General features: G+C 35.5%; 13 protein-coding genes. 7 read left to right on the forward strand and 6 right to left on the reverse strand.

Translation table 11 applies throughout. The features are described 5' to 3' along the window. Positions 1 to 50 precede the first annotated feature (50 nt). Positions 51 to 923, forward strand: a complete 873-nt coding sequence (locus tag F6U93_RS10040; protein ID WP_150939389.1) for an NmrA family NAD(P)-binding protein — start codon at positions 51 to 53, stop codon at positions 921 to 923. A gap of 30 nt (positions 924 to 953) precedes the next feature. Here the strand turns inward: F6U93_RS10040 and F6U93_RS10045 are convergent, their stop codons facing one another. Next, the gene (locus F6U93_RS10045; RefSeq protein WP_150939391.1) at positions 954 to 2,189 is read right to left on the reverse strand and encodes a class I SAM-dependent rRNA methyltransferase; all 1,236 of its coding nucleotides are present in this window, start codon (positions 2,187 to 2,189) and stop codon (positions 954 to 956) included. Positions 2,190 to 2,437: 248 nt separating this feature from the next. On the opposite strand from F6U93_RS10045, the gene F6U93_RS10050 reads away from it, so the two are divergent. Continuing rightward, positions 2,438 to 3,133, forward strand: a complete 696-nt coding sequence (locus F6U93_RS10050; protein ID WP_150939393.1) for a Crp/Fnr family transcriptional regulator — start codon at positions 2,438 to 2,440, stop codon at positions 3,131 to 3,133. A 150-nt stretch (positions 3,134 to 3,283) separates the two neighbouring features. Continuing rightward, a complete protein-coding gene (locus F6U93_RS10055) occupies positions 3,284 to 3,814 on the forward strand; it encodes a hypothetical protein (protein ID WP_150939396.1) in 531 nt (176 codons plus the stop codon). A 63-nt stretch (positions 3,815 to 3,877) separates the two neighbouring features. On the opposite strand, the gene F6U93_RS10060 is transcribed toward F6U93_RS10055, so the two are convergent. From F6U93_RS10060 to dnaK, 3 genes are all read right to left on the reverse strand, one after another. Next, on the reverse strand, positions 3,878 to 4,408 hold the full coding sequence (locus F6U93_RS10060) for a lipocalin family protein (protein WP_150939398.1): 531 nt from the start codon (positions 4,406 to 4,408) through the stop codon (positions 3,878 to 3,880). Between the two features lie 20 nt (positions 4,409 to 4,428). Continuing rightward, positions 4,429 to 4,944 (reverse strand): hypothetical protein, encoded by a 516-nt coding sequence (locus F6U93_RS10065; protein WP_150939400.1) that lies wholly within the window; start codon positions 4,942 to 4,944, stop codon positions 4,429 to 4,431. Between the two features lie 217 nt (positions 4,945 to 5,161). Further along, complete coding sequence (dnaK, locus tag F6U93_RS10070) at positions 5,162 to 7,069, reverse strand: molecular chaperone DnaK (RefSeq protein WP_150939402.1); 1,908 nt, start codon at positions 7,067 to 7,069, stop codon at positions 5,162 to 5,164. Between the two features lie 227 nt (positions 7,070 to 7,296). Here dnaK and F6U93_RS10075 point away from each other — a divergent pair, with 227 nt between their 5' ends. Then, the gene (locus tag F6U93_RS10075) at positions 7,297 to 8,376 is read left to right on the forward strand and encodes a BamA/TamA family outer membrane protein (RefSeq protein WP_150939404.1); all 1,080 of its coding nucleotides are present in this window, start codon (positions 7,297 to 7,299) and stop codon (positions 8,374 to 8,376) included. Between the two features lie 106 nt (positions 8,377 to 8,482). Here the strand turns inward: F6U93_RS10075 and F6U93_RS10080 are convergent, their stop codons facing one another. Continuing rightward, entirely contained in the window at positions 8,483 to 9,916 is a 1,434-nt protein-coding gene (locus F6U93_RS10080) for an NAD(P)-binding protein (protein WP_191963498.1), read from the reverse strand. Position 9,917: 1 nt separating this feature from the next. Beyond that, the gene (locus F6U93_RS10085) at positions 9,918 to 10,592 is read right to left on the reverse strand and encodes a phosphoglycolate phosphatase (protein ID WP_150939408.1); all 675 of its coding nucleotides are present in this window, start codon (positions 10,590 to 10,592) and stop codon (positions 9,918 to 9,920) included. 244 nt (positions 10,593 to 10,836) lie between these two features. Here F6U93_RS10085 and F6U93_RS10090 point away from each other — a divergent pair, with 244 nt between their 5' ends. Genes F6U93_RS10090 through F6U93_RS10100 form a run of 3 tightly spaced genes read left to right on the forward strand, consistent with a single transcriptional unit; the run spans position 10,837 to position 15,267 of the window. Beyond that, complete coding sequence (locus F6U93_RS10090; protein ID WP_150939410.1) at positions 10,837 to 12,330, forward strand: SGNH/GDSL hydrolase family protein; 1,494 nt, start codon at positions 10,837 to 10,839, stop codon at positions 12,328 to 12,330. After that, positions 12,327 to 13,616 (forward strand): GDSL-type esterase/lipase family protein, encoded by a 1,290-nt coding sequence (locus F6U93_RS10095; RefSeq protein WP_150939412.1) that lies wholly within the window; start codon positions 12,327 to 12,329, stop codon positions 13,614 to 13,616. Before F6U93_RS10090 ends, F6U93_RS10095 begins: the two co-directional genes overlap by 4 nt. Next, positions 13,609 to 15,267: an MBOAT family O-acyltransferase gene (locus F6U93_RS10100; RefSeq protein WP_150939414.1), complete on the forward strand. Its 1,659-nt coding sequence runs from the start codon at positions 13,609 to 13,611 to the stop codon at positions 15,265 to 15,267. The genes F6U93_RS10095 and F6U93_RS10100 overlap by 8 nt, the downstream gene beginning before the upstream one ends. The last annotated feature ends 10 nt before the right edge of the window (positions 15,268 to 15,277 follow it).

A 15,277-nucleotide genomic window follows, 5' to 3' on the forward strand; every position in this document is an offset into this window, starting at 1 on the left:
TAAAATAACATCTGTAATTTTAATACTTAATTTCGCTAGAATTTAGCATTATGAGCAATATACTAGTCACTGGGGCTACTGGAAATATAGGATTTGAAGTGGTACGTGAATTATCAAAACTTGATTCTGGACACCACATTTTTGCTGCTGTTCGGGCTATTAATAAAGCAAAAAATAAATTTAATGATTTTACGAATTTAGATTACAGACGTTTTGACTTTGAAGATTCTAGTACCTTTGATGCTGCTTTAGACCAAATAGATATCGTGTTTTTGTTACGTCCGCCACACATTTCAGATATTGAATGCTACTTCAAGCCATTAATCTCAAAAATTAAAGAAAAGGGTATTAAACAGGTTGTTTTTCTCTCGGTTCAGGGTGCGGAAAAGAGCAAAGTGATCCCTCATAATAAAATCGAGCGTCTCATTCAAGAGTTTGGTTTAGATTACATTTTCATTCGCCCCAGTTACTTCATGCAAAATTTAACGACCACATTGCTTAAAGATATTAGAACAAAACGTGAAATTATTTTACCCGCAGGCCATGCTAAATTCAACTGGATAGACCTTAAAAATATTGGCGAGGTTGCGACCATTTTTCTCGATAAATTTGAGAATTTTAAAAATCAAGCTATTGAGATCACAGGCTTAGAAAATGAAAATTTTGAATACGTTACTAAACTCATCAATTCGCTAATAAACCGACCTATTAGCTACAGAAATGTCAATCCGTTTAAATTTTACCAAATAAAGAAACGTGAAGGCATGGTCGGTGGTATGATTATCGTGATGATTTTATTGCATTTTTTACCGCGTTTTCAAAAAGCGCCTCAAATCTCAAATTGTTATGAACGTTTAACAGGTAAAAAACCAACAGATTTGAAATCGTTTATTCAAAGGGAACGTGCGTTTTTTGAGTTATAATTGGTATTAAATTAAAACGTCAGAAACATGCTACTTCTTATCTAAAAAACGATAATACCCACATTTTAAATAAGCACCTTCAGGAAATCCAATAGGGTGATCGGTGTCATGATCGGTTTGTAAAAGGACTTTATAGTTTCTATTTGTTTTATCTAAAACACGGGAGTTAATTTCAAAGAAATCTTCTGAAAGTACACGTGATGAACATGAAGCCAATACCAATAATCCATTTTTTGAGGTTAACCGCTCCCCTAATCGCGCCAATTGTGCATATTTTTTCTTTGCCAAATGAATTTCAGAGGCTTGTTTTGCAAAACTTGGTGGATCAATGACCACGACGTCAAAAGTAATTTTATCATTTATTAGGGCTTCTAATTCTTCAAAAGCATCTCCTGCAATGATTTTATGCTTACCTGTATAATCATTTAACTTACCATTTTCAACAGCGATTTCTAAAGCTTGCTTGCTGATATCTAAACTAGTCACTTCCTTGGCACCGTTATACAAAGCATGTACTGAAAATCCGCCTGCATATGAAAACACATCCAATACGGTTTTTCCTTTACTCCACAAGCCGACTTGTTTTCTATTGGCACGGTGATCTAAAAAATAACCGGTTTTATGGCCTTTTATAACATTTGCTGAAAAATTGACACCATGCTCTACAAACTGTACTACTTCATTTTTTAAGGTTCCGTAAACCACCTCACCATTTTGAAGTTGGTGCTGTTTAGATTGCTCTAAACTTCTGCTTAAACGCACAACCACAGTTTCAGCTTGAGACGTTTTTTGTAGACTTGGAATAATCATTTCAATATAAGGGAGCCAGATTTCAGAATATATTTTAACTACTAAAACCTTAGCATAGACATCAGCTATCAACCCTGGGAAACCATCATTTTCACCAAACAACAAACGGTAACTGTTGGTATTGGTTTTTAGGAGCCCTTTTCGCTTTTTATAAGCCTCATCAATTTTTTTCTGAAAGAACTGGGCATTAATGTCTACTTTTTCAAATCCGCTATGCAACATTTTAATACGAATGGGAGAATTGCCATCGTATAAACCAAGCCCTATAATACGGTTTTGTCGTTTTCCGAAAATAATGGCCAAATCACCCGATTTTGCATCATCATTTATTTTTATAATATTATTAGAAAACACCCAAGGATGTCCCTTTAAAACAAACTGTTCGCCTTTAGAATTCAGCTTTACCGCTAAATTTTTAGGTTTTTTTGTACGTTTAATATTTTCAGAAAAATGCATGGTTTAATTTTAAAACAAAAGTAGTCGAATTATAAATTATAAAGCAGGTATTCTGTGCTTTATAGCATAGTTGTATTCCTAAAAAAGGGGTAAACTTGAGAGAATCAAATACTTTTCACAAAAAAAATCTTATAAACACAGGACTACTATCTGTTTTTCAGACAATTAATGATTATATTTAACCCTCTCTTTGCATAATTATAGCCGCCCAAGTTTTTATTAGCCGATATCACTTAAATAGCTGTGCTATGATGATGCAAAATCAAGATAATAGAATCTTCAATGTACTTAAAGAAAATCCTTTATTTAATGATGTTTCCCATGCTGGGTTACAGGAGGTCATTCTGAATGGAAAACAAAAAACCTGGACCAAACGCATTTGCTTTTTAGATACCAGTAAGACACAAAACAGCTTCTACATCATATTATCCGGACGATTAAAAGTGTATTATTATAATCCTGAAAAAGATCGTAAAATCACTTTATTTATTTTAAGTAAACATGATGCTTTTGATATGTATCAATTATTTAATTGGTGTCACCACGACGTGTATTACGAAACATTAGATGATACGGAATTCTTCTCTATTTCAATCCTTTTTTTAAAGCAGTGGATGCAAAATAATATCACTTTCTACAAAAATGCTCTGGAATATAGTATGATAAAAATGAAAGGTTTAGAAGATTATGTGACCAGTTCAAACTTAGACTCGACCGCTAAGAGACTGGCCAAATTACTGTTACAACATACCAATGCAACAACCTTAAAACTGGAACTCATAAACGGCCTTCCTCACAAGGAATTGGCACAATTAATTGGCACCACAAGGACCGTTTTAAATCGAAATGTTCAACAATTTAAAGAAGAAGGCATTATTGAAATCAAGAACAAGCAAATTAAAATACTAAACATGGCACGACTTATTGATCGTGTCAACCAATAAAAAAACTTTAACATAAAACATTGTTAATATGATACTTAAGTAGCATTTTTCTTTGAAAATAATATATAATTTAGGGTACCTTAAATATCAGATCTCTCTCTACTCAGTAAATTAATGGTAAAGACAATTGTTTAATTTAAACCTTTTATCATGAAAAATCTTCTAATCGGCCTTTGTTGCCTCGTTTTCACCCCATTAATAACCGCTCAATCGAGTTTTGAATCTGATGATGTGCTCTTACTCAAATACAAGACTGCCACTGCAGTACACAGTAATTACCTATCAAATGTTTTAGAAGTCAATATGGCTAAGCGCATTTCAGCTTTAGAAAGTACTGTCGCTAATTACGATATTACTAAACAGTCTGTTTATAGCAAAGCCAATAAAAGTGACTACCGCGTAGTCTTTGAAGAGCATGATAAATATGAAGGAAGCATTGTGGCTCACTTTAATCATGCTGGTGAATTAACAAAATCTATGGAAAAGTTTAAAGATGTTACACTGCCTTATGTTGTAAGGTGCGCTGTAGTTAAAACCTATCCTGGTTGTACATTTGTGACAAACACTTACTATGTATCTTACTTACCTAATAAGCCGATTGAAAAAACATATAAAATTAAAATAAAAGTTGATGGTTCTAAAAAAACTATAAAAGTTGACGAAAAAGGTCAGATTTTATAAGTGTTTATTGTTGTGAGTAAAAAAGGCTGTTTAAACTTTTATATGTCTAAAACAGCCTTTTTTCTATCTTTTAAATGTTGAAATCATTTTAATAAGACTTTTGATTTCCACACCATTCTCTTCTAACTCTATAGTTTCTGTACTACTAATCACTAATTTATCTTTCGTTAGCGTGAGTATTTTAATAGAAGGTGCTTCTTCTTGATTTACTTCGTCATCATTTTCTATGATAAGCTCATCACCATCAAGCTCCCAAGAACCACTTTGTAAAAATTCTTCACCTACAATATAATCGGTGTCAGTTACACCATTTATGGTATATTCTAGACTAATATTGTAACTGCCTTCTGAAATTACGGTATTCGGAGACTCAGTAAAGGTTAATGTATTTGTCATCTCGTCAGCTTCACCGTAATAGTAGGTCTCAAAATCTTCTCCGGCTATTGTTGTTTCATATGAGCCTTCATAAACTAAATCGGTTGCCGTCCAAGTACCTACTAGATCTCCCGAAATATCTGAAGCTTCATTTTCATTACTAGAACAAGATGTTAAAACTAAAATACAGGTAATTAATAAAATACTAATTTTTCTCATTGGGGTTACTTTGGTTTTAGTTAATTTACTTTTCTGTATTCAGCTACAAGATCAAATTCAACAGTTGTTATTTGGCCATTTATTTCAAGGCTTTCTTTACGTGAATCTGTAAGCGTCATAGTGTTTGGTAGTAACTCATCAATTCTATAGCTCTCTTCTTCATTACCATTATAAATTCTTAAGGTTCTTCCGTCTTGACTCCAACTGTCCCCTGTTAATAGTTGTTGAACACCTGAATAATGTATAGATCCTACTCCCCCATCTATTGTCAATTCAATTCTAAAATTACCTTGAGTTAATAAAACCTTAGGGTCATTATTAAAACGTGTAGACATCGAATTATCTATAGATTCTCCTGTAATTTTAACTCTGGAAGATTCACCGTTAACGGTTATCGTTGCAGAACCATCGTAAGTAACACTGGTACTTTGCCAGTTGCCTATAAGGTCTTCTGATGTAAAATCTACATTATCATCATTAGAACACGAGGTTAATACAATACTTAACACTGAAAATAGACGAATAATTTTTTTCATGACCTTTAGATAAATTAATTTTCAAGCAATATTACGGGAAATTGGGGTACTAAACCAATCCTAATAAACAAATAGCTACAAAACGGTATAAAAAAAGCGCAACCTTTAAGATTGCGCTTTACTTATTTTTAAGAATCTATCTCTGTGTGAGGTTCCGAAACGAGTTCGGAATAAGTGATTCACAGCATCTCAATTTTCATCGAGACGGGTGCTCTACTTACTTAACTTCTTCGAAATCTACGTCTTCAACGTCGCTGCCTTCGTTTTGTGGTTGCTCACCTGCACCAGCATCTGGTCCTGGTTGTGCTCCACCTTGAGCTTCAGCTTGCGCTTTGTACATTTCTTCAGAAGCTACTTTCCAAGCTTCGTTTATTTTATCTAAAGCAGGCGTAATTACTGCAACATCTTTAGACTCATATGCTTTTTTCAATTCTTCTAAAGCTTCAACAATTGGTTGTTTTTTATCTTCAGATAATTTATCACCAAACTCTTCTAATTGCTTTTCCGTTTGGAAAATCATAGAATCAGCTTCATTTAATTTCTGAGCATTTTCAGCTGCAGCTTTATCTGCTTCAGCATTTGCTTCAGCATCAGCTTTCATCTTTTCGATTTCTTCTTCGCTTAAACCTGAAGAAGCTTCGATACGAATATCTTGTTTCTTACCAGTTGCTTTATCTTCTGCAGATACTTTAATGATTCCATTAGCATCGATATCGAAAGTCACCTCAATTTGTGGTGTTCCTCTTTGTGCTGGTGGAATATCACTTAAGTGAAAACGTCCAATAGTTTTGTTATCGGCAGCCATAGCTCTTTCACCTTGTAAAACGTGAATTTCTACTGATGGTTGATTATCTGCTGCTGTAGAGAATACTTGCGATTTCTTAGTAGGAATCGTTGTATTCGCTTCAATAAGCTTTGTAAATACGTTACCCATAGTTTCGATACCAAGAGATAAAGGTGTTACATCTAAAAGTAATACATCTTTAACATCTCCTGTTAACACACCACCTTGGATACCTGCTCCTAAAGAAACCACCTCATCTGGATTAACACCTTTACTTGGCGCTTTTCCGAAGAATTTCTCTACTGCTTCTTGTACTGCAGGGATACGTGTAGAACCACCTACTAAAATAACCTCATCGATATCAGATTTTGATAAACCTGCTGCTTTTAATGCAGACTCACATGGTGCGATAGTACGTTTTACTAAATCGTCAATTAATTGCTCGAATTTAGATTTTGTTAATGTACGCACTAAGTGTTTTGGTCCACTTGCAGTTGCTGTAATATAAGGTAAGTTGATTTCTGTTTGAGCTGAAGACGATAATTCAATCTTCGCTTTTTCAGCAGCTTCTTTTAAACGTTGAAGCGACATTGGGTCTTTTCTTAAATCAAAATTTTCTTCAGCGTTAAACTCATCTGCTAACCAGTTGATGATTTTCTCATCTACATCATCACCACCTAAGTGTGTATCACCGTCTGTTGAAAGTACTTCAAATACACCGTCTCCTAATTCAAGGATAGATACATCATGTGTTCCTCCACCAAAATCAAATACTACGATTTTTTGGTCTGTACCTTTTTTGTCCATACCGTAAGCTAATGCTGCAGCAGTAGGCTCGTTAATGATACGTTCTACTTTTAAACCAGCAATCTCACCAGCTTCCTTTGTAGCTTGACGTTGTGAATCATTAAAGTAAGCTGGTACTGTAATTACAGCACGACTTACATCAGTTCCTAAATAGTCTTCAGCTGTTTTCTTCATTTTTTGAAGAATCATAGCCGATAATTCTTGAGGTGTGTATAAACGACCGTCAATATCAACTCTAGGTGTATCGTTATCACCTTTTACTACATTATATGGTACGCGTTCTGCTTCGTTTTTAGATTCAGAATACTTGTTTCCCATAAAACGTTTAATAGAATAAACTGTTTTAGTTGGGTTTGTTACTGCTTGTCTTTTAGCTGGGTCACCAACTTTAATTTCTCCGCCTTCAACAAAGGCAATTACAGATGGTGTTGTTCTTTTTCCTTCTGCGTTAGGAATAACTACAGGCTCATTACCTTCCATTACAGAAACGCAAGAGTTGGTTGTTCCTAAATCAATTCCAATAATTTTACTCATAACTTTTTATTTGTTTATATATTTCCATCCCAATAGTTATCAGGATTCTGGAAACGTTGTGTTCATTTTTATTTTCGAGTTGTATAAGTCAATCTTTGTGCCATTTAACATTTACTGACAATCTGTCACTTTACTTTAGAACAGTTGCTAATTATTTTTTGTAAAATTTCGTAAATAACTTATTTCGCTGTAACTTCACTAACCAATCATGTTTTGATTATCATACTATGAAAAGATACATACTCCCACTGTTTTTGTTTGTTTTATTTCTAAATACTACACAGGCACAGCAAGCAAAACATGAAAACAAGAAACAAACTGACACGTTAAAAGAAAAGAAAGTCGATTTTCAAGTCATGCCATTTATTAGTTATAATAGAAATTTAGAATTCATGTTTGGAGCTATTCCTATGTTTATGTACAAACTAAATAAGAACGATACTATTTCTGCCAAATCATTATCGGGGATGTCGGCAGTTTACACCACAAATAAGTCGTATTTCATTGCAGCATTTAATAAATGGTATTTTAAAGAAGATACCTGGCGTGCTAAACTCTTCTTCTTAACTGGTGACAAAAACTCTCAATTTTACATGACTGACATCGAAGTTCCTGGTTTCTATGACTACGGGACAGACCTGACGGTGGTGAGTGCAGGGGTGCAACGCAAAATCATAGATCACCTGTATGGCGGACTCACCTACACCTTTGCCCATTATGACACCCTTTATGAAGATGATGTACAACCTGAAGATATAACACAAACCAATGCTATCGAGTTAAATGCATTATATGATAGTAGAAATGCAATTTACTACCCTACTGATGGTACAAAAGCCCTGTTAAGGTATTTAGCTTATCCAACTTGGTTTGGAAACGAAGTTGGTGCCAATCAAATTTCATCTGAATACAACCGATATTTTTCTTCTCGAAAGAACCATGATGTTATCGCTGCTCGTTTTTTTGGAAAATTTGGCTTGGGTGATATCGCCTTCCAACAGCAGGTTACCATTGGAGGAAAAGATATTCGTGGCTATTCACAAGGTAAATACCGTGGCGACGGATTAATGGCCATTCAAGGGGAATACCGCTATAATTTTAACAACAAAATGGGAGTAGTAGGTTTTGCCGGAATTGCAACTATTTACGGATCAGACACCCCTGAATTCGATTGGAAAGCCTACCCTGGGATTGGCGTAGGTTACCGCTATGCAGCTTTTAAGAAGGTGAAATTTAATATAGGATTAGATGCAGCCGTTGGTAAAGACGATTGGGGTATTAATTTTAGAATTGGGGAAGCGTTCTAATAATAAGGTCTAGTTCTGCTCATTAAGTAATGTCATTCCGACGATAGGAGGAATCTTTTTCAATAAAAGTTTTCAGTCAGAGTTTTCAGTTAAATGAAGTAACTATTTATGAACGTTCAATTAACAATCGTGATAAAGCCTTTGGGTAACCGCGTTGCTCTGCCAGACCTTCTGCCAAGGCATCAATGTCTTTTTTAGGAATGCTTTCTAACAAGGTGTTCTCTGTGTTTGAATCTTGTGTTTCAGATACGATTCCTAAATTATGAACCTCATCTAAAATCTGATTGGCTACGGTTAAAGCTGAAGAGGCTTTTACAATTTCACTACGCGCATAGGTTTTACACGGAAAACGCACCTCACCTATCCTTAAATTAGGATCATCACCCGGAATTTGCTGTGCACCAAATAGCGGAGGCCCACCTACTATAGCCGATTTAAAAGCAGGTACAAATTGAGTAACCAACTGAATCGCTTTTTCGGTACGTGCCTTAATATCTTTAGGCTCCCAACCACGGGTTAACTTTTCAGTTATCGCTTCATCAAATTCTGGCTGTTGCACTTTTTCCTGAGATTTTACCAGTCCGTTTTTAAACAAAGTTACCTCGTTAGTCATACCATGAATTTGATAATAATCGTCACTATATGGTGTTAACTGCACCATACCACGAGGCGTACCACGTTCACCATGAAAAATAAGTTCTGGAATTAAACCCGGAATAGCATCCCATTTTGAAACATAAGCGGCTTTAAATTCAATTAGATGTTCGTTATTCAAATGCAAAAATTCATCAAAAGCTCCGGCTTTAAATCCGCATGAATTCACTAAATAATTAACCCTGTAAACCGTGTCTTTTGTGCTTATTTCCCAATTGTAATCTAAATTTTCATTCCTAACATCTTTAATGTGAGTCACATTGGTATTGGTTTTTAAATCACAAAAAGATGTTTTGTTTAAGGCTAGTTGAGCCTGAGCTCCTAATCTGAATAAATTCCAGCCGTATTCTTGAACTAGAATAACAGGCATTTTCAACTTCTTAAAATCTATGAATTTAATGGCGTTTGTCATCCATTGGTCTGAAGTCTTTGGTTGCTTCACACTTGGTAATTCAGTTAAACGCTCTAAATCAGCTTTGGTATAAATTTTATAATAATCTTCCGGAGCACCTAGAATTTCATTTTCAGAATCTTCAGCAATGAGCGACTTATAGTAGTCAACCAACATATCCAGACGCTGTTTCAGATTTGAAAACTCATATTTTTCAGTTTTCGGCACACTTATTAATGTAGGGCGTTCATCAATTGACTCTGGAAACATACGCGCCATTTCTATGGACTGCTTCATCAATAATTGACACTGGGCAACTGATATATCTGGATATAAATTTCCACCAGCATGTAAATGACAAAAAGGAGGGCCGTTTACAACGCTTTTCTGCTGTTCAAACAACACAGAATCTATGCCATGTTTAGACAGCTGTAAAGCCGTTACAACACCAGAAACACCTCCACCAATAATACCTACATTGTAAATTTCACGCATACTAAAATAGCTCTTGAAGTTCTGCAAAATCATCTGCAACTACAGTTGGCTTATAATCTGCTATATTTTCGTTGTAATTATAACCGTAACTCACTCCAATACTTTCCATACCTGCATTTTGTGCCGCAAGAATATCATTTTTGGAATCGCCAACCATAATACTCCTATCTATAGTTGTATTAAATTCTTTAACCAAATGAAAAAGCGGCCCAGGTTGAGGCTTTTTCTCTGGTAACGAGTCTTCACCAACCCAACTTTTAAAGAAGTCTTTTATTTCTAACTTTTCTAAAATTGGTTGAATATAATCATAAGGTTTATTAGTACATATCGCCATATTATAACCGTTATCATCTAAATATTTTAAAGTCTCTAAAACTCCAGAATACATAAAAGTATCTTTACATGTCACTGCTTTATAAGCTTCAAAATAACGCTTAGAAGCTTCCTTTAAAAAGGCTTCGGTAAGTTCTTGATCAGGCAAAGCACGTTTTAAAGCACGTTCTATCAAAGGCATCGCACCATTCCCTATAAAAGGTGTTACGTCTTCGATACTCAAACGCTTGGCTTTATAATGCGATAACATGGTATTTACCGCTAAAGTTAAATCTGGAATACTATTAATGAGAGTTCCATCAAAATCAAAAATAATAAGATCCTTATCTTTAAAATTCACCATACTAATTTTTAAGCAAAGATGCGGAAGTTTTCCCTAAATATTAAAGATCTAAGCTTTTTTAGACTATAATTAATTGTTAAAAAGTAGAAGTTTTAAGATACCCTTTATCGTAAATCATAAATATAGATAAAATTAAAAAGATAAAATTACTGATTATCACACCGGACATTGATAGTTTTAATCTAGAAATGTATCTTTATGCCCTGATTTTATTTTTTAATAAAAATTTCTAAGCTAAACGATCTTGAAATACACACCTTTAAAAATTTCTTTATACCTAATCATTGTTTTATTGATGCTTTTGGGAATAACGTTCTTTTCAGATTCTAAGCCTTTACCAAATGGCACCTCTCAAGAAGGTTTTTTTATAGGTGACCTTACTGTAAAATATCCCAAGTCTGAATCTTTTCTACAAACCAATAGAGTTTCAAAAACTCAAGAAATTGCGCTAGACAGCATTGTTAGCAATGTTGAAACCATTATAGAAAGTACAGCCATTGAAACAGTTGAAGACGATGTGCCCGAAATAGAAGTAGCTCCTCCTCCTCCAGATTTTAGAAAAATTGACACCTCTAAAGTACAACGCATTCAGTACCCAGAAAACAAAGCTGAATACTTAACGAAATTACAAGAAAGTTTAGAGGCTAATCGTTGCCGCATCATTCATTATGGTGATTCCCAGCTGGAAGGCGATCGTATTTCAGCCTATCTTAGAAATAGATTACAGGGTTTATACGGTGGTCACGGACCAGGTTTCGTGCCTATTGTGCAGGTTTACGAACAAATTAGTAACGATGTAGCCGCTTCAGACAACTGGACCCGTCATGCTTATTTTGATAGAAGCACACCGCGTTTTGAACATAAAAAATATGGGGCCTACACCTCCATGTCACGATTTACGCAAGTTTACGATAGTATTAATGACCTTTTATTAGACAGTTTACAAATTACAAAAGGTAGTATCTATATTGCTAAACCATCACGATCATATTTACGGTTAAAAACATTCACAAATATCGGGTTGCATTATGGGAACTCTGTAACACCTACAACCATTAAGATTTTTAATAACGGAGAGCTCATTCAGTCGGACGAACTCATCAATGACGGAGACTACCATGAGTACACAATCAAGCTTGCTGAAACACCTGACGCTTTAAAAATAGATTTAGAGAGTAAAATTAGCCCAGATTTTTACGGACTCACATTAGATGGTGATAGTGGTATTAACCTTGATAACGTGGCTATGAGAGGGGCTTCAGGAACTATTTTTGCTGGTAGTAACAGTACAACGTTCAAACAAATGTATCAAGCTTTAGACCCGAAATTGGTTATTTTCCAGTATGGCGGAAATGCCGTGCCCCATTTTAAAGATTCGCTGCATGTGAAACGCTATGCGGGCTACATGAAAAACCATGTGAAATGGGTAAAACGTAAAACCAACGATGCTAATATTTTATTCATTGGTCCAAGTGATATGTCAACTACCGAAAACGGACAAATGGTTACCTATCCGCTGTTACCTTATTTAAACGAATGTTTAAGTGAGGTGATGACCGAAAACGACATCGCCTATTGGAGTATTTATGATGCCATGGGAGGTAAAAACGCCATGCCGTATTGGGTGGACCAAAAACTTGCAGCGAGTGATTACACCCATTTTTCACCCTCTGGAACTAAAATCATTTCTGAAATTCTTTTTCTGTCCCTCTATCTAGATTTAACCGAAAATAAATGAAGTATTTAATTCTTTTTTTTCTTTTTTCTTCTTCGGTATATGCTCAGCACTATGTTTTGGACAGCATTAAACCTACCTTAGGCCATCTAATAAATTTTGAAGCCAATACTTTAAAATTCGCTGACCAATCACCTACTTTCAAGGCTTTCTTTGCTATATTGGACAGCATTTATTCAGGTAAAAAAGAGAAGCTTCAAATCATGCATATTGGTGGTTCTCACATTCAAGCCGATTTTTACTCTAATAAATTACGCACTTATTTACAAAACATGGCACCAGATGCCACAGGTCAACGTGGATTTGTGTTTCCATATCATCTGGCGCATACTAACAACCCTTTAAATTATAGAGTTACCAGCGCAAATGAAGATAAATGGCAAGGCTATCGCTGTGCGCTAACACGAGATACCATCGCTTGGGGTTTATCAGGTATCACAGCTGCTTTTAGAGATATTTCAGATACTATTTCTGTAAAAGCAAACTATAAAAATTATAACAAAAACCGCTATACCTTTAATAAGTTCCGTGTGTTTTATAACAGCTGGAAAAACGACTACAACTTATCGGTTTTAGACAGTATTTTAGTCGCTTCAGACACGATTAATTACGCTAAAATGTACCGCGAATTTCGTTTCAACAAAACGATTGACAGCATAGAACTAGGGCTTCAGCTTAAAGATTCAACAACCATAAATCCTGAGTTTGCCATCATGGGTATGGAGTTTTTAAACGACAATCCAGGTGTTGAATACACAACCATTGGGGTAAACGGGGCTAGTTTTAAACGCTTTGACCGTAGCGCCTATTTTGAAAGACAATTTGATTTGTACAATCCCGATTTGTTTATTATTTCTGTAGGTACCAACGATGCCTACGTCCCTGAAGACCAATTTGATCCTGAAAGTTTCAGGCACTATTACAAATGGTTTATAAATATGATTCAGCGTAAAAATCCCAATTGCGCTATTCTGCTCACCGTGCCTAATGACAGTTATTACAGACGAAAACCCAACCCAAATACAGTCATTCAAGAACAAATTATATTAGAAATTGCTCAAGAATACCAAATGGCGGTTTGGGACATGTTTGAAATTATGGGCGGCTTAGGTTCCTCTCAACAATGGTACAAACACGACCTGATGCCTAAAGACCGTGTTCATTTTACTTTATTTGGCTATAGCGTCAAAGCTGATTTAATGTTAAACGCCATAGTAAATGCATGGGCAGCATCTACCGGCAGAAACGCAACCGAATTACTAAATTACTTTAAACACCTCGATGAATAGGTTATACGATATTTTTACATTCTCGGAAGAATTTCCGCTAATTTTCACCCAAGTCAATTTCTGGATTTTCTTTGCTGTGGCCTACACCCTGTTTGGTTTGTTTTATAAAAAAATCAAGCAAAGAAACGCCTACTTGTTTTTGATTTCGCTGTTCTTTTACTACAAGACTAGTGGTTTTTTTATTGGTATCCTCATATTCAGTACTATTGTCGATTTCTTTATAGGGCGCAGTATATACCGTAGTGAAAATCAGAAAAAACGTTATGCCCTAGTGACCTTAAGTGTCGTGACCAATCTTTTTGTCCTCTGCTATTTCAAATACGCCTATTTCTTTACCGATTCAGTAAACATGCTGTTTCAAACCAACTATGAGGTGGTTAACGTCTTAGCCGAATGGGGAAACCGCTTTAATGACCAAAATTATTTCACCGTAGATAAAATTATACTTCCGGTTGGTATTTCATTTTACACCTTCCAGACCATAAGCTATAGCGTTGATATTTTCAGAAGAAAACTAAAACCTTTAGATTCCATTGTCGATTTCGGTTTTTACGTGAGCTTCTTTCCGCAGTTGGTTGCCGGACCCATTGTACGTGCCGAAAATTTTGTACCTCAAATTTCAGCACCTACGGTTTTAACCAAATCTGATTTTGACCGTGGGACTTTTATGATTCTAAAAGGCCTCATTAAGAAAATGATTTTTGCTGATTTTATCGCCATGCATTTCTTAGACCGCGTTTTCGACTCCCCAGAAATGTTTTCAGGTTTTACCAATGTCATGGCCATGTTTGGATATACGCTACAAATTTATGGTGATTTTTCTGGATATACCGATATTGCCATCGGGCTCGCTCTACTCATGGGGTTCAAACTGCCTGTGAACTTTAATTCACCTTATAAAGCCTTAAATACCGGCGATTTTTGGAGGCGTTGGCACATTTCGCTTTCTACCTGGTTAAGAGATTACCTCTACATCCCATTAGGCGGAAACCGTAAAGGCTCAGTCGCCTCATACATCATCCTATCCATCATTATTTTAGGAGTCCTTTACGCCTATCAAAATCTAATCGTGGTATTTGTTACTTTAGGAATCTGTTTGGCCATTTTTATTGCTGCACAGTACAATAAAAAAGTAGAAAACTACATCAATACCAACATCAACCTCATGCTTACCATGCTTATTGGTGGCTTGTGGCACGGTGCGTCATGGAAATTTGTGATTTGGGGCGGACTTAACGGCCTAGGTATTGTGGTCTATAAATTTTGGAGAAAAATAAGTCCGTATGAAAAATACAACCATTGGGTTGCAAGATGGTGGAAAATCCTTGTCACCTTAATTTTTATCACGTTTACGCGTATCTATTTTAGAGGCGAAAGTATGGAACACATCGCAAAATGGTACAATCAAGTGGCACATCACATGGATATGCATTACGCTTGGGATATTATCGTCAATTACAAAGCCGTTTTCATTGTCATGGCTATTGGTTATATCACGCACTGGTTGCCAACCGTTACCAAAGAGCAAATTGAAAACCTTTATGCTAAGAGTCCGATTTACCTAAAAGCAGTAATTTCTGTTGCCGTGGGTATTATTTGTTACCAAGCTTTTTCAACCGATTTTCAGCCTTTTATTTACTTTCAGTTTTAAAAGAAACCAA

The sequence above is a fragment of the Pseudotamlana haliotis genome (assembly GCF_008806375.1).
Taxonomy (GTDB): Bacteria; Bacteroidota; Bacteroidia; order Flavobacteriales; family Flavobacteriaceae; genus Pseudotamlana; species Pseudotamlana haliotis.